19 protein-coding genes are annotated in these 22,754 nt (G+C 44.6%); 7 read left to right on the top strand and 12 right to left on the bottom strand.

Annotated elements, in window-relative coordinates; translation table 11 throughout:
* Nucleotides 1–3: 3 nt before the first annotated feature.
* On the bottom strand, nucleotides 4–1,770 hold the full coding sequence (locus tag F6Q11_RS05225; protein WP_297026886.1) for an ATP-dependent DNA ligase: 1,767 nt from the start codon (nucleotides 1,768–1,770) through the stop codon (nucleotides 4–6).
* Nucleotides 1,771–1,897: 127 nt separating this feature from the next.
* Between F6Q11_RS05225 and cysS the strand changes: the two genes are divergently transcribed.
* Both cysS and F6Q11_RS05235 read left to right on the top strand, forming a co-directional pair.
* Complete coding sequence (cysS, locus tag F6Q11_RS05230) at nucleotides 1,898–3,256, top strand: cysteine--tRNA ligase (protein WP_297026888.1); 1,359 nt, start codon at nucleotides 1,898–1,900, stop codon at nucleotides 3,254–3,256.
* 332 nt (nucleotides 3,257–3,588) lie between these two features.
* A complete protein-coding gene (locus F6Q11_RS05235; protein ID WP_367119333.1) occupies nucleotides 3,589–4,767 on the top strand; it encodes a nicotinate phosphoribosyltransferase in 1,179 nt (392 codons plus the stop codon).
* 140 nt (nucleotides 4,768–4,907) lie between these two features.
* On the opposite strand, the gene F6Q11_RS05240 is transcribed toward F6Q11_RS05235, so the two are convergent.
* Together F6Q11_RS05240 and F6Q11_RS05245 are read right to left on the bottom strand one after the other, a co-directional pair.
* Nucleotides 4,908–5,093 (bottom strand): DUF1059 domain-containing protein, encoded by a 186-nt coding sequence (locus F6Q11_RS05240; RefSeq protein ID WP_297026892.1) that lies wholly within the window; start codon nucleotides 5,091–5,093, stop codon nucleotides 4,908–4,910.
* 33 nt (nucleotides 5,094–5,126) lie between these two features.
* Entirely contained in the window at nucleotides 5,127–5,264 is a 138-nt protein-coding gene (locus F6Q11_RS05245) for a YHS domain-containing protein (RefSeq protein WP_297026893.1), read from the bottom strand.
* Between the two features lie 86 nt (nucleotides 5,265–5,350).
* On the opposite strand from F6Q11_RS05245, the gene F6Q11_RS05250 reads away from it, so the two are divergent.
* A complete protein-coding gene (locus tag F6Q11_RS05250; protein ID WP_297026894.1) occupies nucleotides 5,351–7,369 on the top strand; it encodes a cation-translocating P-type ATPase in 2,019 nt (672 codons plus the stop codon).
* Between the two features lie 2 nt (nucleotides 7,370–7,371).
* On the opposite strand, the gene F6Q11_RS05255 is transcribed toward F6Q11_RS05250, so the two are convergent.
* Nucleotides 7,372–9,243, bottom strand: a complete 1,872-nt coding sequence (locus F6Q11_RS05255) for an aldehyde ferredoxin oxidoreductase family protein (protein WP_297026895.1) — start codon at nucleotides 9,241–9,243, stop codon at nucleotides 7,372–7,374.
* Between the two features lie 353 nt (nucleotides 9,244–9,596).
* Between F6Q11_RS05255 and F6Q11_RS05260 the strand changes: the two genes are divergently transcribed.
* Entirely contained in the window at nucleotides 9,597–10,040 is a 444-nt protein-coding gene (locus tag F6Q11_RS05260) for an HIT family protein (RefSeq protein WP_297026897.1), read from the top strand.
* Nucleotides 10,041–10,047: 7 nt separating this feature from the next.
* On the opposite strand, the gene F6Q11_RS05265 is transcribed toward F6Q11_RS05260, so the two are convergent.
* On the bottom strand, nucleotides 10,048–10,500 hold the full coding sequence (locus F6Q11_RS05265; protein WP_297026899.1) for a GNAT family N-acetyltransferase: 453 nt from the start codon (nucleotides 10,498–10,500) through the stop codon (nucleotides 10,048–10,050).
* A 119-nt stretch (nucleotides 10,501–10,619) separates the two neighbouring features.
* Here F6Q11_RS05265 and F6Q11_RS05270 point away from each other — a divergent pair, with 119 nt between their 5' ends.
* Nucleotides 10,620–11,048, top strand: a complete 429-nt coding sequence (locus F6Q11_RS05270; protein ID WP_297026900.1) for an FAD synthase — start codon at nucleotides 10,620–10,622, stop codon at nucleotides 11,046–11,048.
* 8 nt (nucleotides 11,049–11,056) lie between these two features.
* Here F6Q11_RS05270 and mptA read toward each other — a convergent pair whose 3' ends face one another.
* Genes mptA through F6Q11_RS05285 form a run of 3 tightly spaced genes read right to left on the bottom strand, consistent with a single transcriptional unit; the run spans nucleotide 11,057 to nucleotide 12,514 of the window.
* Nucleotides 11,057–11,929 carry a GTP cyclohydrolase MptA gene (gene mptA / locus F6Q11_RS05275; protein WP_297026903.1) on the bottom strand — a complete coding sequence of 291 codons (873 nt, stop codon included), beginning with the start codon at nucleotides 11,927–11,929 and terminating at the stop codon, nucleotides 11,057–11,059.
* Nucleotides 11,926–12,300: a prefoldin subunit beta gene (locus F6Q11_RS05280; RefSeq protein ID WP_297026906.1), complete on the bottom strand. Its 375-nt coding sequence runs from the start codon at nucleotides 12,298–12,300 to the stop codon at nucleotides 11,926–11,928. Before F6Q11_RS05280 ends, mptA begins: the two co-directional genes overlap by 4 nt.
* Nucleotides 12,293–12,514, bottom strand: a complete 222-nt coding sequence (locus F6Q11_RS05285) for a KEOPS complex subunit Pcc1 (RefSeq protein ID WP_297026907.1) — start codon at nucleotides 12,512–12,514, stop codon at nucleotides 12,293–12,295. The genes F6Q11_RS05280 and F6Q11_RS05285 overlap by 8 nt, the downstream gene beginning before the upstream one ends.
* 213 nt (nucleotides 12,515–12,727) lie before the next feature.
* On the opposite strand from F6Q11_RS05285, the gene F6Q11_RS05290 reads away from it, so the two are divergent.
* Together F6Q11_RS05290 and F6Q11_RS05295 are read left to right on the top strand one after the other, a co-directional pair.
* Nucleotides 12,728–18,973, top strand: coding sequence for a glycosyltransferase family 39 protein (locus F6Q11_RS05290; protein WP_297026908.1), 6,246 nt, complete (start codon nucleotides 12,728–12,730; stop codon nucleotides 18,971–18,973).
* Nucleotides 18,970–19,743, top strand: a complete 774-nt coding sequence (locus F6Q11_RS05295; protein ID WP_297026910.1) for a CARDB domain-containing protein — start codon at nucleotides 18,970–18,972, stop codon at nucleotides 19,741–19,743. The genes F6Q11_RS05290 and F6Q11_RS05295 overlap by 4 nt, the downstream gene beginning before the upstream one ends.
* Nucleotides 19,744–19,829: 86 nt before the next feature.
* On the opposite strand, the gene F6Q11_RS05300 is transcribed toward F6Q11_RS05295, so the two are convergent.
* The 4 genes from F6Q11_RS05300 to F6Q11_RS05315 form a co-directional block, all read right to left on the bottom strand.
* Nucleotides 19,830–20,516, bottom strand: coding sequence for a hypothetical protein (locus tag F6Q11_RS05300; protein WP_297026912.1), 687 nt, complete (start codon nucleotides 20,514–20,516; stop codon nucleotides 19,830–19,832).
* A gap of 73 nt (nucleotides 20,517–20,589) precedes the next feature.
* Nucleotides 20,590–21,930 carry a DHH family phosphoesterase gene (locus F6Q11_RS05305; RefSeq protein WP_297026914.1) on the bottom strand — a complete coding sequence of 447 codons (1,341 nt, stop codon included), beginning with the start codon at nucleotides 21,928–21,930 and terminating at the stop codon, nucleotides 20,590–20,592.
* On the bottom strand, nucleotides 21,927–22,364 hold the full coding sequence (locus F6Q11_RS05310; RefSeq protein ID WP_297026916.1) for a 30S ribosomal protein S15: 438 nt from the start codon (nucleotides 22,362–22,364) through the stop codon (nucleotides 21,927–21,929). Before F6Q11_RS05310 ends, F6Q11_RS05305 begins: the two co-directional genes overlap by 4 nt.
* 98 nt (nucleotides 22,365–22,462) lie before the next feature.
* Nucleotides 22,463–22,753 carry a hypothetical protein gene (locus F6Q11_RS05315; RefSeq protein WP_297026917.1) on the bottom strand — a complete coding sequence of 97 codons (291 nt, stop codon included), beginning with the start codon at nucleotides 22,751–22,753 and terminating at the stop codon, nucleotides 22,463–22,465.
* Between the last annotated feature and the right edge of the window lies 1 nt (nucleotide 22,754).

The raw sequence follows: 22,754 nt of genomic DNA on the forward strand, positions 1-22,754 counted from the left end.
TTTTTAACTCTTCTCCTCCGTTATAGTCTTTTTTTGTTCCTTATACATTTCAAGGATCTCCCTTGATGTTGTTGAATCTTCAGGTTTCTTATCATCGCGCCATTTTCCAGTGAATCTTGGAAATCTCACTGAGAGCCCAGAATCTTTCTCTATTTCACCGTAGGCACAGGTATGTATCGGACTTACCGTTATCTCAGCACCGATAACCTCCATCACCACGGATGGATAGAACCAGACATCAGGCTCAAGGTTGCTTATGACACGTGCAGGCTTCTCCTTTGATACGTAATTTTCGAACCTCTTTGGAAGAGAAAAGAGAACATCGTCGGAGAACCCAGATCCCAACTTGCAGACCGTTTCGAAGGTGTCGTTCTTATCATTGTATGTTGCGAGCAGCAGCGCTCCATAGGTACCCTTTCTCCTTCCGTGTCCATAAAATGCGCCTACAACGGTAAGATCCAGCGTGTCCCATAGCTGTGCCTGATAGTCTCTCTTGAGTTTTATCCATAGCCATCCGCGGGCTCCGGCCTTATAGAAAGAATCGGGAGACGTGCTCTTGGCAACAAGGCCCTCGCATCCATCCTCTATGGCGCTGTTGAAGAAGCGATGCACCTCGGCTGGATCACCCGATTCTATCCTCTTAGCAAGCCTGAAGCTGTCGCTCTCATTGAACAATGACTCGAGCACCCTTCTCCTTTCAGAGTACGGTGTTTTCGACAGATCCTTGCCGTTGAGATAAACTATGTCAAAGAGAAATACAGTTATCGGTATCTCAGACGATACCTTGTCCAGATCGTACTTCCTTCCACGTCTATGTGATATGACCTGAAACGGATAGAGTTCACCGGTATCCGGATCGTATGGCACAGCCTCGCCATCAAGGATTGCGGACTCAACCTTGAAGGTCTCTGAGGCGGCCTTCGTTATGTCCGGAAACTGATCTGTTGTTTCCTCATTTCCCCTGGAGAAGAGTCTCACTTTCCCCTTTTCAATATGAGTTTCTGTCCTCATGCCATCGTATTTGTATTCAAACGCGCACTTACCCCCCATCTTGTCTAGTATCTCTTCAACGGATCTGAGGCGTTCAGCGAGCATCACTTTGAATGGGATCATGGGTGTTGGGCCCAGCTTCAGTATGTCATCTATGTTTCCCTTCTTTAGTTCAGACGCTATGTAGCCCAGGTCCGGATGAAAGTTGAAGGCATTTTCTATATCTTCTGCGTACTTCTCATCAGCGAATGCCTTCACTATGGCATCAAGTATTGTGGCATCAGATATGCCAATTCTGAGCTTACCGGTTATTATCCTGGTTATGTACATTATCTCCTTTGGGGTGCTGTTCAGGAAAAGATCCATGTACGCGTCTATTCTGGCCTTTGTACTCCCAGAACCGGAGGATCTGGCCATCCTCATGAGCGTATCATGTATGTATTTCACCGTGATCTCCTCCTGTACGAGGGGTTTAAGGCTCCTCTTTTCTGCTATTTCTCGAGCTATAGTTCCTATATCTCCGACCTTGGCGTAATCCTTGGATATGTCCTCTTCTGATATGTTGGAAGCCATGGAGAGCGCCTTTATGATGAGCTTATCGGACATCTGTGTTTCAATACCCAGATAATCCGGGCCAAGTTTTCCCTCAACGAGGTATACGAGCAGGGGCAGATCCTCGTCAGCGGATCTTAGCAGGTTCACAAGAAGATCCGTGAGCTCTAGCCGTTTGGTGGTGTTTTCCATCTTTTCAAATGTATCAGCAACAGCAGAAAATAACATGTATAATGATATACCAGTTGATATATAAAGGCTATCAAAGTCATCGAGATCCAATTCACATTTTCTGCATCTCAGAAATTCATGATCAATATATATATCATGAAGACCGATTATGGAATGATCATTAATGCGGATGTACAACACTCTTACGCGCGGCATTGAGGAATTTACGGAGATGCACAAAGGACGCATTAACATGTTTGTGTGTGGCCCAACAGTGCAGGATCATTTCCATATAGGGCATGCAAGGACATACATATTCTTCGATGCAGTAGCCAAATTCCTCAGAAGCCTGGGTTATTCTGTCTTCTATCTCCAGAATATAACGGATATAGATGACAAGATAATCAACAGGGCCAGAGAGATGAATATTGAACCGCATGAGGTTGCGGAGATATATTTCAGAGAATTTCTCGAAGACATGTCAGCGCTTAAGGTCAACTCTGTCAATTACTTCGCAAAGTCAACGCTTTACATACAGGAAATAATATCGCAGATAAACCGCCTCATTGAAGGTGGTTATGCCTACGAAACGGCCGACGGGGTTTACTTTGAGGTGAAGAAGTTCTCAGATTATGGCCAGCTTTCCAATCAGAGCCTTGATCAGATAATACACGGATACAGGGTTGCAGTGAATGAAAACAAGAGAAACCCTGAAGACTTCGTTCTATGGAAGAAGAGGAAACCCGGGGAGCCTTACTGGGATTCACCCTGGGGACCGGGAAGGCCAGGATGGCATATAGAGGATACTGCCATCACCGAGACCTACTTTGGGCCGGAATACGATATCCATGGCGGTGGTTCGGATCTAATCTTTCCGCATCATGAGGCCGAGATAGCACAGATGAGGGCTATAAGCGGAAAGAAATATCTCTCCCATTATTGGATACACACCGGCATGATAAATGTGAATAACGAAAAGATGTCTAAATCCCTGAAAAACTTCATCACCATAAGAGAGGTATTGAAGGAGTACAGGCCGGAGGATCTCCGCTACGCGCTTCTCAACGCAAATTACAGGACACAGCTTGACTTCTCCAAGGAACTCCTCGAGGAATCAAGAAAACAGGTGGAATACCTGAACAGCACGTTCAGAAAACTTGCTGGCGTATCAGGATCATCGAATCTATCGGTGGATCCGTCCTCCATCATAAACAGGATGGTGAATGAGGCATCTGACGACTTTGATTTCAGGTCTGTATTCAGGGACCTTCTTGACTTCGCGGGTGATCTGAACAGAGAGATAGATAATTTGTCTAGGTCAAGTGCGCAGGATGCCATGAGAGTTTTCATGTGGGTGGATGGATTTGCCGGTATACTGTTCCCAGAATCTGCGACTCTCACTGGCATCGTGAACGATCTTATAGAATTCAGGAAGAGGCTCAGGGCCGAAAGGAAGTTTCAGGAGGCAGATCAGATAAGAAACATACTCACGGGAAACGGCATACATATAGAGGATACGGGCGAAAAAACCATATGGTGGTAAATCAACTCTGAAACATCGATAAACTGTGTCCGCATCATCGCCAGATTCCACGCCGTATCTCCATCCATATCTGAGCCGATGAAAACTAACAGCAGGTATAATGAATCGTCAGATCGACGCGTGAGGGGGAGGAACTCTGAGGTAAATATTCATACATATTTAGCATACGATACCATAATTCCATTAAGAAAGATAGATTAGCAGAGATGCACCCATTGGGAAAATGCTATTAACGGCGTGCAGGATGACAGGTACGCCCTGATTGCACCTCTGCCATTGCCGAGCTGGAATGGAAGATGATCAGGTCATGCATAGGGATTGGAGTTGAGATCATGAATGTGTTCAACATAGCAGATGATGAAGATATAAGGAATGGATTGGCCTCTGATGTCTATTTCGAGAGAACCATAGCAGCAATCGGTGAAAGATGCAGGGATCTCAGGGTAGCCATGGAGGCCACTGTATCTGGTCCGCTGGATACATGGATAAACTTCACTGGACTGGACGAGGTCGTAAAGCTCCTTGAAGGGAAAGATGTCGATCTTTATGCAATACCTGAGGGTACGATTCTGTATCCGAGGGACGCAAACGGTATGCCGGTGCCTTTTATAAGGGTGGAGGGCAGGTACTGCGATTTTGGTGCTTATGAGACGGCCATCCTGGGTTTCATATGCCAGGCTTCCGGAATATCTACAAAGGCCTCAAAGGTGAGGCTAGCTGCCGGGAACCTTCCATTCTTCTCTTTTGGGATAAGGAGAATGCATCCTGCGATATCGCCAATGATAGACAGATCAGCTTACATAGGTGGGGCAGACGGCGTTTCAGGCGTCCTCGGGGCTAAGCTCATCGGCCATGAACCCGTTGGAACCATGCCCCATGCGCTCTCCATAATGCTCGGTGATGAGGATGCATGGAGGCTAACTCTGGAGAACACAAAGAATGGCCAAAAATCAGTGCTTCTTATAGATACATACATGGACGAGAAATTTGCCGCGATAAAGGTAGCCGAACTATTCGACAGGGTTGATTATATACGGCTGGACACCCCCTCGTCAAGGAGAGGGAACTTTGAGGCCCTTATAAGGGAGGTAAGATGGGAGCTCGCGCTACGCGGAAGGAAAGATATAAAGATCATGGTATCTGGCGGTCTGGATGAAAACACCGTGAAAAAGTTGAGGGAGGCCGGCGCAGAGGCATTCGGAGTTGGCACTTCTATCTCATCTGCCAGGCCATTCGATTTTGCCATGGACATAGTGGAAGTTAACGGAAAGCCAGAGACGAAGCGGGGAAAGATGTCAGGTAGAAAAAACGTCCTCAGATGCAGCGCATGCCACCGCGTTGAGGTAGTGCCCGCCGACATTCAGGAGAAGAAATGCGTCTGTGGAGGGGAAATGAAAAACCTTCTAGTGAAATACCTTTCTCACGGGAAAAGAACATTTGAATATCCGAAGGCAGATGAAATAAGATCCAGATCTCTGATGGAGCTTGAATTCTTCAGAGATCAGCAATGATCTCTTCAAATTAAAAATACGGTTTTCCAGAATCTTTAGAGTCTTCCGGATCAGCCCACATAAACGATAAAAACGATCAGGACACGTACATACGCTGGTCTTTAATTCAATGACGGCTTCAAAATATCGCCGTAATTTCATCAGAACATTTTCTTTTTTATTGCCGCGGTGACCTTATTTTTCAGGTCTTCGTTTATTTCCGTTATGTTGTGTGCAGTCTTGGCATGTTCCACGATCTTAGGCATCAGTTCATCGATGCTCTTTTCCGAGGCTTCAAAACCACAATTCATACCAATATCGGCGCATTTAAATACATATTTTGCCATGAATTTATAACCTATACAAGTTAATAAAGTTTTTTATCTTGTATATTTTATAGGATTCTTATCAAACTCCACTTTGCAGTGTTCACTGCAAAAATAGTAGTCCTTTCCGTTGTAGGACGATCTGAATTTCGCGTTCTTATCCACCTTCATACCACATACCGGATCTATCATACATCCTAATGTACAGCATACGTTTAAAAATATCCCATGCAAAATGCACAGAATAGCCTTAACTTTACCAAGGCAATTGATCCGCCATGGCGACCGATCCAGTATGTGGAATGTACGTTCCAGAAACCTCAGATCTGTACATAGACAAAGATGGAACCAGGTACTATTTCTGCTCCAAGGCATGCATGGATAAATTCATGGAACCTGAGAAGCAGGGAAGGAATCTTGCAATAAAGCTGGCGATTGCATGGATATTCTCGATCCCCGTGATGGTCCTTACCTATATCTACAGCGGTGTGTTTCATGACATTCTGCTGTTGATCCTGTCCATTCCGGTTGTATTCTATTCAGGCACACAATTCTATCCTGGGGCCATCAGCGCCATACGATCCAGGAGCGGGAACATGGATCTTCTTGTATCTCTGGGTGTTCTAACCGCTTTCTTCTTCTCCGTCTTCGTCTCATTCTTCCCGCATGCCATCCCGCACTCGATGGTTTATTACGATTCATCAGATTTCATCGTTTCTCTCATACTTACTGGATCATACGTGGAGAATTTGACGAAGAAAAAGGCCAGTGATGCAGGAAACAGGATCATATCACTCATCCCTGATAATATGCATCTTGTCCATGATGGTGGTATCCATGATGTCAGATCCTCTGAGATAGTTCCAGGAGACCTCATAGAGGTGCGTCCAGGGGAGGTTGTACCAGCTGATGGTGTCGTGGAACGCGGGTCAGCTGATATAGACGAATCCATGATAACGGGTGAATCCCTGCCTACCCATAGGGGCCCGGGTGATTCAGTTTCATCTGGTATGAAGAACCTGAATGGCAACCTGGTGATAAGGGTGCAGGCTGTCGGTGCCAATTCCACGGTTGGTAAGATTTATTCATTCATAAAGATGGCCTCATCAGGAAGGACGAAGATACAGAGGCTCGCAGACATATTCTCCTCCTACTTTGTTCCCGTGGTTTTGCTGGCGGCAACTATTTCATTTCTCTTCTGGTTTTTCTATCTGAGATCAATAGGTGATCCATACTTCATAGAGGTGGCAATACTTTCCTTCGTGTCGGTCATAGTCATAGCATGTCCATGTGCAATCGGGCTTGCCGGACCTATAACGCTTTTGATAGCTTCGGAGAGTTCCTTCGGTGTGGGTATTCTGGTAAAGAACACAGGCGCAATGGACAGAGCAACGAAGATCAACAGGGTTGTGTTTGATAAGACCGGAACGCTGACCCTGCCTGAGATGTATGTGCTTGAATATTCGGGCGATCCAAAAGCCCTGGAGATGGCCGCAGCCATTGAGTCTCACTCAAACCATCCGGTAGCGAGAGCTATAGTGGAGTATGCAGGTTCAGTTTCGGAGCTTGAAGTCGATCAGGTCATAGAGACCCCTGGATACGGCATAGAGGGTAGATGCAACGGTCATTCGGTATCAGTCGTATCAGATGATAACGGAGATCTTAGGATAAGGGTGGATGGAGTCGATCGCGGTTTAATTGTGGTTGGTAGCAGGATCCGTCCTGAAGCAAGGGAAACGATAGCGGAACTGAAGGCCAGAGGTATGAAAATATCCGTGCTGACTGGAGATAAGAACAGAAGGTCAGTATCGGTCGTGGAATCGGTCGGTCCTGATGAGATATACACGGGGCTGAAGCCAGAGGAAAAGGCCGAAATTATCCGTAGTTACCAAGAAAAAGGAGACTATGTCATGTTTGTTGGGGATGGTATAAACGATGCAGTTGCCATGGAACAGGCTGATGTGGGTGTTGCAATGGGTTCCGGTTCTGATATAACAAGGAACCAGGGAGACTTTGTACTTTTGAGAAACGATCTCAGGGCCATACCCGCCATACTGGATATATCATCCAAGACCATATCGAAGGTGAAGCAGAACATAATATGGGCCATATCATACAACTCAGCGCTGATACCTGTCGCCGCAGGTGTCCTTGTTCCGGTCTTTGGTACAGGCATATACTCATTTCTTCCCATACTGGCTGCATTTGCGATGGGCATGAGCTCAAGCACAGTTGTGCTTAACTCACTTAGATTGAAAGGAAAAATAGAAAAAAACCAGTATTATGCGGGATCCTGAATTCATATACCCGCAATTATTTCCGGTTCTATGTCCAGTTTCTTCAGTATGTTCGGATCGGGCTTGCCGTCCTTGGATAACCCAAGTTGGGTAAGATATTCGTTTCTCAGCGTTTCGTAATCTATCGAAACGCCAGCCGTGGGTCCGGCCTTTAGTGGCGGATATCCCATAACCCTGCCTGGTGGTTTTATCTCGTACTGGTTGATGCCCTGCTTAGCGTTGAAGAGGTGCCTCGCCATCTGTATTCTCCACCCTATGTTTACAAGATCATCCTCGGTCATATCCCATCCGGTTATGGCCTTTATGAGATCCGTGTACGGATAGCTGTTTGGCCATATGTTCGTTGAGAACAGGCACATGCCGGTGGAGTTCAGTATTTCCTGGCCTGCAACAGAGAGCAATTGCCAGTAGGCCTTTCCGTGGTATTCGTACCTAGGTACCTTAGCCCAGCTCTCCTTGTGCTTGAATGGAAGGACAAGCTTGAAGCCCTCGTTGAAGCCGATGCCTCCTGCCGTGTGTCTTCCTGGGGTTGCATCTGATATATACGTGTTTCCAAGGCTTGGCATGAGTCTTGGATCGTGCATTGGAAGGTCCTGGCCGCCGATCTCCATTGCAGATTCCTCGGCACCTTTACCTATAACCTTTGCCGCGTATCTCTGACCCATTCCGAGTATTCTTCCTATACCCTCTCCCTTACCTATGAGCTCGGTCAGCTTGACCTCAGCATCAGGGTTCCCGAAGCCTATCTTGAAACCTATGTCTTTTTCGGTCAGTATCCCACGTTCGTATAGCTCGTTTGCGAAGGCTATGACTGCACCTGTTGTTATTATGTCCAGCCCGTATCTGTTGCACAGTTCAAACGACATGGACATGGCGTCCAGGTCAGCGATCAGGTTCAGGCCACCGAAGGCACCGGTACCCTCGTATTCAAGGCGATGACCTTCGACCGTTCCATATCTTGTCTCTCTCTTGACATGTCCACCGCATGCGAGGGTACACTGTGCACAGCCATAGGATTTCAAGACATCTTTCCTTATCTCTTCACCGCTGATCTTCTTCGCGTTTTCCTCTCCAAAGTCCACTATACCAACGCCAGCCCAGTTTTTTATCGGTGTATCACCGTTGAGATGGGAAGATTCAGTTATCTGTGTGGTACCGAACATATGCCATGGATTCACAAGATTCATAGAGTTTCTGAACTGTATCTGCGCTTTCTTGATGGTCTCCATCAGCATCTTCTCATCATACACCGGTACCTTCTTCGTTCCACGCGCGAACACTCCTTTGAGCTTTTTGGATCCCATGACGGCGGCAAGTCCGGATCTACCCGATGCTCTTCCATACTCGTTCATTATGGCTGCAGCATACAGCATCTTTTCTCCTGGAACCCCAATGACCATGGCCTGCCCTTTGGGGTCGATCTTCTTCAGCTCAGTTTCAGTTTCATAGGCATCCTTGCCCCACAGGCTGCTTGCATCCTCTATGGAGTATTTATCATCAATTATCTTGATGTAAACCGGACGCTTTGCTATTCCTTTCACAAAAAGTGCGTCGAAGCCAGTATTCTTAAGTTCAGGTGCAAACTTCCCACCACAGTTGGAGTCACCCCAAGTTCCTGTCATGGGTGATTTGCCGACTACCTCCAACCTTCCGCCAAGAGGCGCATTATGGCTGTTGAATACGCCTGTGACAAATCCAAGTATATTGTCGGGACCAAGTGCGTCTATCTTGCCCTTTATCTCCCTGTTCAAAATATATGCACCAAGGCCAACGCCTCCAAGATACTTTCTGTATACTTCCTCAGAAATTTCTTCAACCCACATTTTTTCATTAGTAAGGTCAGCCCAGAGGATCTTGCCGTTCATTCCGTACATGCTTCATCATAACGATTTATTCTATTTTAACTTTTAGCGTTCTCACACGAAAAATGCAACGTTAAGGTTAAATTTTTCATGTTCAAATGATCTAATCCTGATCGCTAATTTCTCCCATTGATCATATAATCCAAACACGGTTGCAACACCATCAGTGACCTTTTAGGGCGATCATGCAATTCTGCTTTCTATTCCCAGACAGCAAATATCTTTAAAGACCAATTCATTGGGTGGTCAAGTGAAATTTCGATCAGATGGATGTTCGGGAGAGCCTGTGATGAGCTTTGATATCATTGCAGTCGGATCTGCGTCTACGATCCTGAAGCAAGAGCAGGTATTGGAGGGGTTTCAGAATGGTATTGGATGCTTCATGCGTCTTCTGCAATGAGATAATAAGCAAAAGAAATGCGGCAATTGTGGCAGAGAATGATATGGTTATTGCATTCATGGATAACGCTCCGGTAGAACCTGGGCATATACTTGTTATTCCAAAGGAGCATTTTGAAAACATATTCGATATTGATAACAGGTACTACTTAGAAGTGCAGCTAATGGCCAAAAGGGTGGCAAAAGCGGCCATGAAAGCCATGGGGGCTGATGGTATAAATATAGGGCAAAACAACGGCTGGTGTGCAAATCAGAGAGTCATGCATTTCCACGTGCATGTGATACCCAGATGGTGCGACAAGCCCTTCAAATGGGGAAGGTTGAATGTGTCATTTGAGGAACTTGTTGATACCGCGAAGAAAATTGCAGATGTCTATAAGGATATGGAGAGAAACAAAGATTTCGACTGATCCCATATTATTTTCTGCATACTTTCCTCATCCTGTAGGCATTCCTTGATCCAAGATAATATTCCCTGTAATACCCATTTAGAAACTCTGTTATTTCGAAGCCCATTTTTCTGTAGAACAATATTGCCTCATTGTTTTTCTCGCGAACTTCGAGGATTATACTTTCGTATCTTTCGCAGGCGATCTGCATGAGCATCGACATCATCCTAGTTGCAACTCCAGACCTCTGGAAATCAGGATCCGTTGCGATGCTCTCTATATCTATTGATCCCCCCTCGGCTGGAAGTGCGACCAGATAGCCACATATGGCAGAACCTATCTGTGCGACCAAGCTTATTGCCTCAGGATCCTCAAGCACGATCCGGAGATACCGTTTGGAATATGGGCCCACGGTGAATGCTCTTTTTTCAAGTTCAGCTATCTGATCCAGATCGGATCTTCTGTATCTTCGCAGTATCATTGAACCCCTTATCCATTGTATGGATATAGCAGTATTTTTATGAAGTGTAGCGTAAGGTTTCTGCAATATGATACATATACAGGTGAAACGTTTATCTACAATCTCAAAATAGCGCATCAATGACAAGAGTCATGGCCACGGGCGTCTTTGACATCATACATCTTGGGCATATACATTATCTTAGGGAATCCAAGAAGCTTGGAGATGAGCTTGTCGTGGTTGTCGCCAGGGACTCTACGGCAAGGAAGAATGGCAAGATACCGATATTTGATGAAAACTCAAGACTAAAACTTGTCTCAGAGCTGAAACCTGTAGATCGTGCAATTCTCGGCCATGAGGATGATATGATGAAGACCGTGATAGAGGTTATGCCAGATGTAATAACCCTGGGATACGACCAGAAGTTCAACGAAGCAGATCTCAGAAGAAGACTAGAGCAAATAGGAGTTGATGCGCGTATCATCAGAATATCGAAATACGATGGAAATCTCAACAGTTCTTCAATGGTGAGAAAAAAGATAATGGAACTAATAGGAGAAAGAATATGATGAACTCCTTAATTGGGATCGATAAGCCCAGAGATTTTTCTAAGATCTCCAGCAGTAATTTGTATCTCAGCGTACGCGTTATGTGGATGTATGCTCTCGTCGCTTTCTGAAGAGACCCTTATTTCAGCTTCATCTGGGAGCGGTAGATCCCTAGCAGCCTGATACGCTATTTCCCTAACCACGTCTTCCACAAATTTCGGATTTTTATGCGCCCGATATACCAGATTACCCTCTTCGACTCTTTTGAGTAGAGAATCCAGGGGTTTGCCCTGGACCTTTTCTATGACCCCTGCAATATCCCACATGTCCACTCTTCCGCTCCTATTATCGACTATGATCTTTGTTATGTTTCTTTGGTTGTGAGTTATTGTGGGAATTGATGATAGTGCCTCTGTCAGATTCGGGTTCTCAATGCTTATGAGTGTCCTTGTGGTCTCCATCGCACAGGGACATGCGGTCATGCTTACGTAAGATATACCTATCTCGTTTTTCAAAATCTCCTTTCTGCTCCGTATCGTATTCACGTACATCTGATATTCGAGATACCCTTCCTTATCCTTTTTATAATATCTTATATCAATCTTACAGTGGGCCCTTTCGGAATAATTGAATCTCAACAGCGCTTCTTCGCATATTTCGAGGCCTATATCACCTATTTTATCGGTAGGCGACATGTTATTCAGAACCTTCTGTATCGATTCCACCGCTCGAGACATATCTGCCCCTTTTCTCTCCGGTGGTATATTTACGAACAGGTTAATGGTGAGGAAGGCAAAATCGTCGCCTTTCTTCAATGGAAAATTTATTTTTTTTACCCCTACTTTTTCAATTCCTACTTTTATCTTTGGGGTTTCCTTCTGGACATCTAGGAAATCGATCAACTTGTGGCACCTTTCTTATTCTCCTGATTATAACGCTCACGTATGGCGTTCTGCAACTCCTTATATTTTTCCTCTAGGGATTTCTGCTGTTTCTCTAGCGTCGATATCCTGATCTTTGCAAGTTCTATCTGTTCATCAAGTTCGTCGACTAGTTTCTTCTTGTCCTGTACCTTATATAGAATAGATCCAACAGTACGGTATATGGGTGTGTTATCATCCAGCTTATTGAGTTCATCTAGAGTTTTCTGCATCTCCTTAAGACTAAGATCAAGCTGATATCTCTGTGTAGCCAGTTTTTCAATATTTTCTTCTAATTCCTGCGCCTGTCGCAGCTGGTTCTGCAGATATGCGCTTATATTGGGTTCAACCATTGATCAATCCCTCCACACTATCCATCACATGAAAGAGTCTCGCAATTGAGGACAATGAAGTTCTCAGCGATCCTGTATCAGGTGCTTCTATATAAATGTAAAAATCACCTTCGTTTCTGCCTATTGAAACCTTTGCCCTTCCATATTTTCCTTCGATATCTGGTTTCAGTATTACGTATTGTGTTTCGTTTAGAAATAATTTTACACTTATCAACTGCAGATGGATATTTTCATCGGTTATCTAAATTACGTATATGAAAAAAGAAACGAACAATGAATACTGGAAAAAAATTTCTGCGTTAAGATATCTTATGTCGTATTGCCCCAGATCTTCATTCACCATCCAGAATATGAACATCTGGAGAAGCCACAATACATTGCAACCGATCAGTTTTTTATATGGAGATTTGATTAGAGGTTTCGCTATATGTTTGAAACTGTGGAAAGAAATGAGAACAAATTTGACCTTTCAACGATATTCAAGAGGTATGAGACAGAGATAATACTTGGAATAATCTTTGTCTTCTATCTCTTTATGGCAAACTTCTTTTCCTGGTCGCAGGCCTTTGCTTACCCATTTCTCAACAACTCGGGTGGCAGTGATCCGTATTTCAATTATTATATTATACAATACATATTGACGTATCACACCCAGCTCCTGCATGAGCTGTTCTTGAATTACCCGGTGGGTTCAGGAAACCCAAGGCCGCCATTCTTCCATTGGATGATCGCATTCGTAGCCACGATATTGTCTCCTATATTTGGTGTATATAAGGCGGCATATTATGCGTTTGCTGAATTCGATGCGGTATTTGGAGCCCTTCTAATAATACCTGTGTATCTCATGGCAAAGGAGGCTTTCGGCAAGAAGGCGGGCATAATAGCGGCTTTCCTTTATGCACTAATGCCGGGCAACCTCTCTGCAGGCATACTCACTGATGGAAGGATGCACACACCTGAACTCCTCTTTGCATTTCTCACCATATACTTCTTTGAGATGGCGCTGAAGAACGCCAAGAAAGGAATATTCATAGATAGTCTCCTGAATGTGAGATCGTACCTTCCTTCAATAATTTCATACTACACAAAGAATAAGAAGGCTACAATCTACGCTCTCCTCTCTGGCGCATCCCTTGGCGCATTGATGCTCTCGTGGCAGGGATATGCGTATATACAGGTAATAGTGCTTATATATGTGGTTGTCCAGGCCGTCATTAACCTACTGACAAGAAAGCCAACTGGTTATCTCACATACGCAACCACATTATCTACGTTCCTTGGCCTTGCCATGGGTGCATACTACTATTACGGATCTGGCTTGCTTTCAGGATGGTTCACGCCAGAAGCTGAAATGGCTGTTCTTGGCATAGCTTTCCTGCTCTTGATAAATATCATCGGAAGGAAGCCATGGATAATAACTGTACCATTGACCATAGCGGTGTCTCTGGCAGGATTCTTTGTTCTGCTTAAATTAGAACCATCAACCATGAACACGCTCATCTCTGGAGAAGGCTACTTTATAAAGACAAGAGTTTATACGACCATCGCAGAGGCAGCGCCGCTTCCGCTCGGCGAATATATTAACAGCTTCGGCGTAGCACAATTCGTTTTGGGCATGAGCGGAATTGTATACGTGATATACAAGTATGTCAAGGAGAGAACCGATGTACTGATGTTCATCCTCGTTTTCTCCATAGTCTCAATATACATGAGTTTCGAGGCGGCTAGGTTCAACATCACAGCCGCACCTGCATACGGTATACTCGGTGGAGCAGTTCTGATATATTTCATAGACATGGCAAAACTGACCGAAGTGAGGAAGAGGAATCTCGGCAGTGCCACGCTTAAGAAAACACTAAAGGGAAACATCAACTGGGTCCATGCAAGCTTCGCAGTCATACTGGTGCTGGTGCTCGTCATACCCTCTGGCATAGGCATGGTGAACGCGGCAATTCCAGAGAACAGCGCTTCAACTGTTAATTCACAGATATACAATGAACTTCCTGCCTTCCTCAGGGCGAACAATTCCAGCAACGCGCAGTATTTCGGTTCGTCAGGTTTTTACATAGATAATGCATCTCAGCCCCTGGCCCAGTCATTCGCATGGCTGGCTACACAGAATACAAATGTGCCTATAGACCAGAGGCCTGCTTACGTTAACTGGTGGGACTACGGCTTCCAGGAAGTGGTTGAAGGCCAGCACCCAACCGTTGCAGACGACTTCCAGCAGGGATATGTCCCAGCTGGTCAGATCCTGCTCGCTGGAAACCAAAGCCAGATCCTCGGTGTAATGATAGCTAGGCTGATCAAGGGTTATGAGGTCAACCACCACACCTTTGCCCCTATAAACTCAACGCTAACGCAGTATTTAGGATACGCCGCTGCTAATACCGTATACAGGGCATACACCGATCCGGCTTCATTCACCTCTACGGTTCTTTCGAACACAACCATATACGGTAATTTCATAAATTCATCGACTCCAGATAACATCTACTACGGGTTCCTGAGGGGGTATCTGGCTAGTTCTTTCAGCCTGAACACCCTTAATAGTTTGTACACTGCACTTGAAGACGCAACTGGCTACTCAATCCAGTACATACAGATAGATCACAATCTGTTCCCATTTTCAGGCGATAATCCAGGAATATTCTATGCTCCAGCCTACCTTACGGATCAGGCTACATATACTTATGATGGAGAGATAGTTCCATACACATATTATCAGATATATGCCTCGACCGATCAGGGAACGTATCCACTCAATCAGCTTCCAACAGATGTTACTCCTGTTGGCTTCAACATCACCTATACGCCGGCCTTCTATAATACCTCTATATACCGGTTCCTAGTTGGATATCCCCCATCCGCGGTTGGACAGACGAATGGAATTCCTGGAATATCATACGGGGTTGGTCAATACGAAATAATGCCAGCCTGGAACATGAGTAACTTCGAGCTTGTCTACCTTGGTGTTCCATACAATCCATATAACAATACAACTGCGCATCCAAACGCCTGGAAGATAGTCCCGATACAGGAAGCGTATACCCTTACATCTGAAGGCAAAGGTAAGGCCCAACTCCTTCCGCCGCTATCAGAGATATATAATGGTGCGGACCCGATAGTGGCATATTACCCGGGTGCCTACATCAGCGGCAGGGTCACGACAGAATCAGGCAATGGTGTTGGGGGCGTATATGTCACCATATTTGACCAGTATGGAATACCGCATCAGGAGGTCGTCACCAATTCATCAGGATACTTCAATCTGGTCGGTCTGCCCGGTAATGATACGGTAGTCATAAGTACGGGCACGATCGATCATCTAACCATGATAGGCTCAAATGTTATATCTTACTGGAAGGTTGATGTTACTCAGGCTCAGGCTGAACACATCTCGACATCCTTCAACCTGACAACAGGTTTACCGGATTATTATTTGAGTCATAATTTCGTCATAAATAACACGACTGTAAGCGGAAATATAGGATACAGCTACAGGTCATCTTACAACTCCACTTCGACTGTTCAAGTTAGCAGTGGAACTGTGATACTTCACAATTCAACATACAATTACACGGTAAGCACAAGATCTGCTAACGGTTTCTACGAGTTCAGAGGTATACCTCCTTATGATTACTCGATTTCTGTCATATTAAACGGTCATTACTACGGAAATATACTCACTGCAAACACATCTGTTGGTGGATCATACGTCTACAATGCATATGTGCCCATGAATACTGTTAACCTGACGGTTTTATTGGGCAACGCACCCATGAGCCATTTCTCCATTTATGTCAATGGAACTAAAGACAGCAATGCCACATATAAGGATGGGCATTATTTGATATATCTGCCATCAGGCAATTACACCATATCAGCAAGATCATCCAACGCAACGACAGGGGATATACGGGAGTCACTGCCTGGATGGAATTCCTATGTTAATGTTTCGTTGCCTGCATACATGGCGGTGCGGGTCTCAGGTCACACAACCAACCTGACCAAACTGGAGTTCCTATATGATGGAAACTATGACAACGTAACGGCCTCTCTGAACGTTACGAATGGAAGCTTCAGCGTTATCATACCTTCAGGTTCGTACACATTGTACGGAACAGGAAACGGACATGCATTCCTTGCAACGTACATGTTGACTTCAGATGCCAATATCAATATCACGGGAGTTCCAGCAGAGACTGTGAGTCTAGAATCGAACATAACAAATCTGTCTATAAGTTCAGGTTATTATTCAATTGTCTCTGGAGAGTCTTTCCTGTATTATCAGTACAGTGGCAGTTCCCAGTTCAACCTGAGCCTGCCATCAGGTTACTATTCAATATACTCTGCCAGTGTTATTGCTGGGCAGAGCTATTCCTCAATCCTCAAGCTACCGCTCACAAAGAGCGTTTCATATCAGATGCATCTGGTAAATTCAACTTCGGCTGGTCTTGTGCTCTATAATGCAGGGATCAGCGCTTCATACAGCAGCAACTCATCGGTGAGAAATGGCTATATAATGTTATATTCCTATAATACACCCATAGAGGCTGTACCGATAATCACCTCGGGATATACTGATATTGTTTACTCACTGAACACTGGTAATCCTCAGATAAGGATAGTATCGCCTAACTTCTACAATTATACCGTGACTAACGTATCGTCTGCGATGACCATAGGCCTCACCCCTATTAATGTACCTGTATCCATGACGATCTATAATGCATCCCAGCCGGCTGACTTCAATGGATACGTTGACCTAATGGGCCCATACAGCTATAACCTCTCAATGATTAATGGTGTCATAGTAGGGTCCGTATTCCCCGGCATATACAGCCTAGAGTTCCACAATTCAACAAACATCATAAAATATGGGAATTATCCCATACTGGCATCCAGATCCATATCCCTGCAAGTGGCTATATATGCAAACGTCTCAAGCAAAATAAGCAATTTATATCTCTTCTCGGCCCCTGGCACCATGGTTAAATTTGGAATAATTCCGGTTGGAACATACGAGGAGTATTACTACAGTGGTTCAAATTATTCACTTTCTAATGTTAATATAATGAGGAATACCGAGATAACCAACATATCGACGCAGGCTGGCTATTACCTCAATCTAAGTAACGACCTCGGCATATCTGGAGTCTACAGCGTATATGGAGATGGATTTAGGCTGTCCGGGCTCAGTAATCTCGTGCTTCCTATGGCTAAATACGAGGTATCATTCTCTGGGAGCTTCTCAAACTCTACGGGTTCTTTCTATGCCAACGGCACGGCCAACGTAACACTCAGTTCAAGCATGAATGAAACATTAAACCTTACAGTATCACAGGTCCTAACGAACTTGCATGTGAATACTGGAGTTCCATATTCAAGGGTATACCTGTACTATAACGGATCATTATATAAGTACTCCAATGCAAACGCTACGGGCGTTGCGTTATTCAATGTTCCCACCAGAGATTATACGGTTTATGCACTAAACAGATCAGATAGCAGTGGGTACTTCGGATATGTATCGATCGCTCCCTTCAAGAATTATGAGGAATATAATGCAAGCATGGTAAGGGCCTATATGGTATACATGATGACTGCAGTGGATGGAGTTCAGAGATATCTGAACGTCACGATAACTTCGGGCAATGCATATCTCACCGTGAACAGCTCCATTTCATATGTTTATCTTCCGGTAGGCAACTATACATTCTCATCTCAGATAACTAGCACAGAGTCCTTCCCAACTGAGACGGTCAGCATAACATTTGCAAGCTCTTCGACTGTCTATGTTAATGCGCTTTCATACGTCAATCTCAATCTTGAGAAGGAAAAGGTGTTCTCCTTCTCGGTGAGCCAGATCTCAAAGATAGAAACATTCGGCTACAGCCTGAATAATGGTACAGTAATATACCATCCATTGACCTATAATTTCACGGTGATGAATACAGGAAACTCGATGGTGAACATAACCCTTTCATCAGGCAATTCCAGCAGTTTCGCCATGGTGTTCGCTGCAAAGAATATGACCGGCGGAAAACTGGAGCTTATGCCGGGCCAGGAGGAAAACGTTACAGTAAATATAACTCCACTTAAGATGATGAATTCAGGCCAGATCAAGATACCCGTCAATATAAGCTATACTGGCGGTAATACCACAAAATACCTGTACGCAGAATTTCCATCAGTTACTTCCTTCACCGTATCGTCTGGAAGCAGTGCCGTGAACGGCACGGATCTAGAGCTGCCTATAATAATAAACAATACAGGAAATACCAACATCACAGTCAATCTAACTATACCATCCTCTGAGATAGCTAACATCTCTGAACTCGATTACTCTGTGCACTACCCTGCCAGCATCTCAGTTCCTGCATATTCCTCAAGGGTAGTCAACATAACGCTCGTACCTACTTCACCCACACCGGCCCCGCAGGTGTCGGTGATCGTTAACGTGAGCGGATACGGTTCATTACATAAGGTCACGATCACAGGCACGTATCCCCAGCTATCCAAGGCGAGTGTAACGGCCAGTGGAAATGGTGTAATAAATAATTACACCGCAGATCCATATCTTAGCCTGATCATAGGTCTGATACTCATAGCGGTTACTGTCGTTGCTGGACTTAGCATATCCGCATACAGGGGGAGGCGTAAGAGATGAACAGATACTTCATTATACCGGTCATGATCGCTACGTTCGTGTTGCTGCTGGCCGGTTCAGTGGCCAGTGCACAAACAGCTCCGTTTTACTCATCGCAGGTAAGCTATCCTTCGGATGTTGGCACAGGCCAGCAGTTCAACATAACGATAATTAGCACGGCCGGATTCAGCAATTACAATTTTACCATATATATCGCAGGTACCAATCTTACCGGGATCAGCCCGACGAATACCATACATCAATACTATGCAAGCAAATACAACTATACTGCCACGATCACCGCTCCAGAAACTCCACAGACACTTTATCTGTACATAGTCACATCTGCCGATTTTGACGGCGTCCAGTACAACTATTCTGAGATGATAATGATCTCCGTGATATCACCGATATACTTTCATGTATTCCTAAGTAATCCAACATCATATCTTGTGTATAACGTTACCGCTACATTCTACATCGATGGAGTGCCAGTAATGCAGAAGACCGTTCAGAAAATAATGCCAGGTTCAACTGTTGAGGTCAACGCCACCTATGTCAATCCAAACCTGGGACACGGATCGCATACATTGACTGTAACTCTGAACAACGCAAACATAAAGATAGATGGAAACTCTAACTCCATAAGCACGAGGTTCTACTATGGTACCCCTCCAGACTATAATTGGATATACTACGTATTCGCGTTTGTGCTTGTGTTCATGGTGGTTATGGTTCTAGGATCAGGCAGGGGAAGAAACCAGCCGAAATGGAAGAAATCAAAGAAATGATCAATTTTTATTCTTAAATGAAACTCTCCAAAACTCATTCTCGCATCATTTCCAATTTTCCACAGAATAACGGTTAGAGATAGTTATCAGGTGCTGTTGGTTCCTCTCCTTTCCGCCGCACCTGTACCCTCTATGACATTCTTCAAAGTCACAAATTCCTTCTCATACACGTTCTTTCTGCTGAACTTAACTGGTATCCTCTTGATGGGATAAAGCCCGTTTATCTGTGCTATTCTAGCCGCCGAAAGGGCATTATCATGGATTTTATGGGGGGTGCTCGTGTTTTTTTCGTTCACGACCTCGATGGAGATATCCATATCGGACAGTCTGTTAATTATTATTTCTCGGTTTGGTTTGTCTCCGTTTCCTATCTTGATCACTATATTCTCATAGCTGTAGCTCATGCTTATGGAATCAACGAACTTCCTCACAGAGGACACGGTTGGACATTCAAATGCCTCAAGAAGCACATCATCCCCGAAAACAGCAATTCCTGGCTTCGGTCCGGGATCTATCCCTATGATGAGATCCTTGAACATGGTCTTGTTAAGAAGCCTTGGTATAGCCCTTCTTATGCCATCTATACCATCCTGTGCCTTCACCTGGTCTGGAAGATCGATCTCATCTCTGATCGAACTCAGTATAACAACAACATCGTCTGGGATACTGCCCTTCAGATCAAGGCTGACAAAAGGTATCTTCCACAACCTAAGTTGTTTTATAACATCATGATAGAATCTGAAATCAGACGTTATTATACCAACCCTTGGCATTCATATAATTATCGAATCATCATTTAAATTTTTTGCGGTAAAATTTATATATAAATTTTCAACAATAATATTTCTACCTCGCCTTTACCGTTAACCTACCTATCTGGGATTCGACAACCTTTTCCGCGGCCTCAAGGAACTGTATCTCCTTACCTTTTGGAATCACGGCACCGGCGGCAATATCATGTCCACCACCGGATCCGCCTACGGCTGCACTTGCTTCGCGCATCACAATGGATAGATTCAGCCCCCTGCTCACGAGCTTTCTAGTTCCGCGGGATGACACCTTGGTTTCGTCCTTTCCCACGCTGAAGCCTATTACCGGTTTCGATTGATCAGCCAGATAGAGCATCACTATACCGGATATTGCACCCGCCATCTCTGACTCCGGCGCATAGAAATAGGAGATATGTGCTGTGGTGAACATCTCTCCTAGCGACCTGTAAGTGTAGTCAATTATTTTTGTCTTGAAGAGTTTCCAATTGGTTTCCATCTCCTGCTTGAAATCCTGATAGCCCAGGAAGTAAGCCACCGGAACGGAATTCTTACCCATCTTACCGTTACCATCTATGATCGATGACAGTTGCTTGGATGAATACCCAACGTCAAAGTAATAGAGATCCCCCTCAATATAGGAAAGGGCCTCATAGCCGGCCTTCTGTTCCAGCAGTTTAAGGCCAAGTGCATTTGCAAGAAGTCTCTTCTCGTCTTCAGAAAGATCCTGCGGCCTCTTTTCTGGATCAACACCGATGGATTTTAGGAAGGATTCTGCGCTGTCCGGGAACCCAGTTATGTTCCTGAAGAACGGATCCGTGGAATATGTGAGCGAGTCTTTCAGGGTCGATCCCTCAAGATTCAGGGTATGATCCTTTCTGAACCTCGCCCCATACGATTCCACCAACTTCAGATTCAACCCTGATATACCACCTAGGTCCTGCTTGTCGGCGATAAGTCCACTCATGAAGAACGGAAACAGGTCTGCATTTTTTTCATCTATGACAAGCGCCATTATGTAGGACATGGTCGATCCACAGGCTTCGTGCGTCCCATCTATTCCATGATCCCTTGCGTTTATATTTATGCCCTTCCAGTTATCCTTTGTATAGAAATGATGATCCAGTACAACCACATTTTCCTTGTCAGGTATAAACCTGAGCTGATCGGACCCAGCATCCGCAACTATTGTGGGGTCGTCGGTTATCAGTGACTTGAATCCAGATTCGTTCAATTCCTTGATATAGCTCAGGTGAAACTTCTTGTTTAGTCGCTTGAGCATGTTTGTGAGTATGATCGCTGAGCTGGTACCGTCCCCATCATAATGCACTATTAAGCGCAAAAAATCAGCACCAAGGATCAGATCCCTGGCCTTAGCGTACTTATCAAAAAGATCCTTTGGTAAGAGATCTTCAATCATCTCAGAACCTTACTTAGGTTCCATTTCTCGTCAAGTACTCCGGTTCTCTTGTAGTATTTAACCAGGCGGAGCATCTTGGCCATTATCAGATCCCTTCCCCTCTTGTTGGCCTGATCCTTGGGATTCAGTTCAACGTGTTTAGCAACGTTATTGTATCTCCTTATGAGGTTGCTTAGATCCTCAGGCACTTCGTCCTTCAGGCCCTTTTCTGCCAGTATCTTTCCAAGTTTTGTTCCAAGGACGGCCTTGACAGTCGGTATCCCATATTGATCCCTAAGCCTTATACCTATAACAGAGGGAGGTACACCAGATTTTTTGAGATTGACTATAGTATTTACTATCTCGTCCTTGCTGTACTGTATCCAGGAAGGTTGAACACCGTAAACTTTCTTTGAACCTGATCTTCCTCTCTTCCTTGTATGCATTCTTGCCATTCTTACACCTGATTTTAACGCAATCTATAACCCGTTTATTTACTTTTTCCTTTATGACTGCGCCCGCAAAATATGGAATAAATGAAAATATTATGTTCTCAACTCAGCTTTTCCAGTATTGCTGATAGGTTTGCGTATGTTTCATTCTTGGAAAGCAGTGCAATTAGTTTGATAAGATTATCTCGGTTTACCAGAATCTCCAGCATCGTGTCGCTGGTGAGAAATGAAGCTATGGCTCCTATGGTTCTGTCATCATCGAGAACACCCTCAACGACGTCGAGCAGTCCGAGTTTCTGGAGTTTCTGAGCTATTCTGGAGAGCTTCTGCATTATTTCTATATCCTCAGGCGTAATTTTGCTTAAATTATCCAATTGACTTAACAACGACATA

It is taken from the genome of Thermoplasma sp. (assembly GCF_008709555.1).
In the GTDB taxonomy this organism is placed as follows: Archaea; Thermoplasmatota; Thermoplasmata; order Thermoplasmatales; family Thermoplasmataceae; genus Thermoplasma.

Coding starts and splice junctions, on each gene's coding strand:
- F6Q11_RS05225 (WP_297026886.1), bottom strand. CDS start 1,770: ATGTTATTTTCTGCTGTTGCTGATACATTTGAAAAGATGGAAAACACC.
- cysS (WP_297026888.1), top strand. CDS start 1,898: ATGCGGATGTACAACACTCTTACGCGCGGCATTGAGGAATTTACGGAG.
- F6Q11_RS05235 (WP_367119333.1), top strand. CDS start 3,589: ATGAATGTGTTCAACATAGCAGATGATGAAGATATAAGGAATGGATTG.
- F6Q11_RS05240 (WP_297026892.1), bottom strand. CDS start 5,093: ATGGCAAAATATGTATTTAAATGCGCCGATATTGGTATGAATTGTGGT.
- F6Q11_RS05245 (WP_297026893.1), bottom strand. CDS start 5,264: ATGATAGATCCGGTATGTGGTATGAAGGTGGATAAGAACGCGAAATTC.
- F6Q11_RS05250 (WP_297026894.1), top strand. CDS start 5,351: ATGGCGACCGATCCAGTATGTGGAATGTACGTTCCAGAAACCTCAGAT.
- F6Q11_RS05255 (WP_297026895.1), bottom strand. CDS start 9,243: ATGTACGGAATGAACGGCAAGATCCTCTGGGCTGACCTTACTAATGAA.
- F6Q11_RS05260 (WP_297026897.1), top strand. CDS start 9,597: ATGGTATTGGATGCTTCATGCGTCTTCTGCAATGAGATAATAAGCAAA.
- F6Q11_RS05265 (WP_297026899.1), bottom strand. CDS start 10,500: ATGATACTGCGAAGATACAGAAGATCCGATCTGGATCAGATAGCTGAA.
- F6Q11_RS05270 (WP_297026900.1), top strand. CDS start 10,620: ATGACAAGAGTCATGGCCACGGGCGTCTTTGACATCATACATCTTGGG.
- F6Q11_RS05280 (WP_297026906.1), bottom strand. CDS start 12,300: ATGGTTGAACCCAATATAAGCGCATATCTGCAGAACCAGCTGCGACAG.
- F6Q11_RS05290 (WP_297026908.1), top strand. CDS start 12,728: ATGTTTGAAACTGTGGAAAGAAATGAGAACAAATTTGACCTTTCAACG.
- F6Q11_RS05295 (WP_297026910.1), top strand. CDS start 18,970: ATGAACAGATACTTCATTATACCGGTCATGATCGCTACGTTCGTGTTG.
- F6Q11_RS05300 (WP_297026912.1), bottom strand. CDS start 20,516: ATGCCAAGGGTTGGTATAATAACGTCTGATTTCAGATTCTATCATGAT.
- F6Q11_RS05305 (WP_297026914.1), bottom strand. CDS start 21,930: ATGATTGAAGATCTCTTACCAAAGGATCTTTTTGATAAGTACGCTAAG.
- F6Q11_RS05310 (WP_297026916.1), bottom strand. CDS start 22,364: ATGGCAAGAATGCATACAAGGAAGAGAGGAAGATCAGGTTCAAAGAAA.
- F6Q11_RS05315 (WP_297026917.1), bottom strand. CDS start 22,753: ATGTCGTTGTTAAGTCAATTGGATAATTTAAGCAAAATTACGCCTGAG.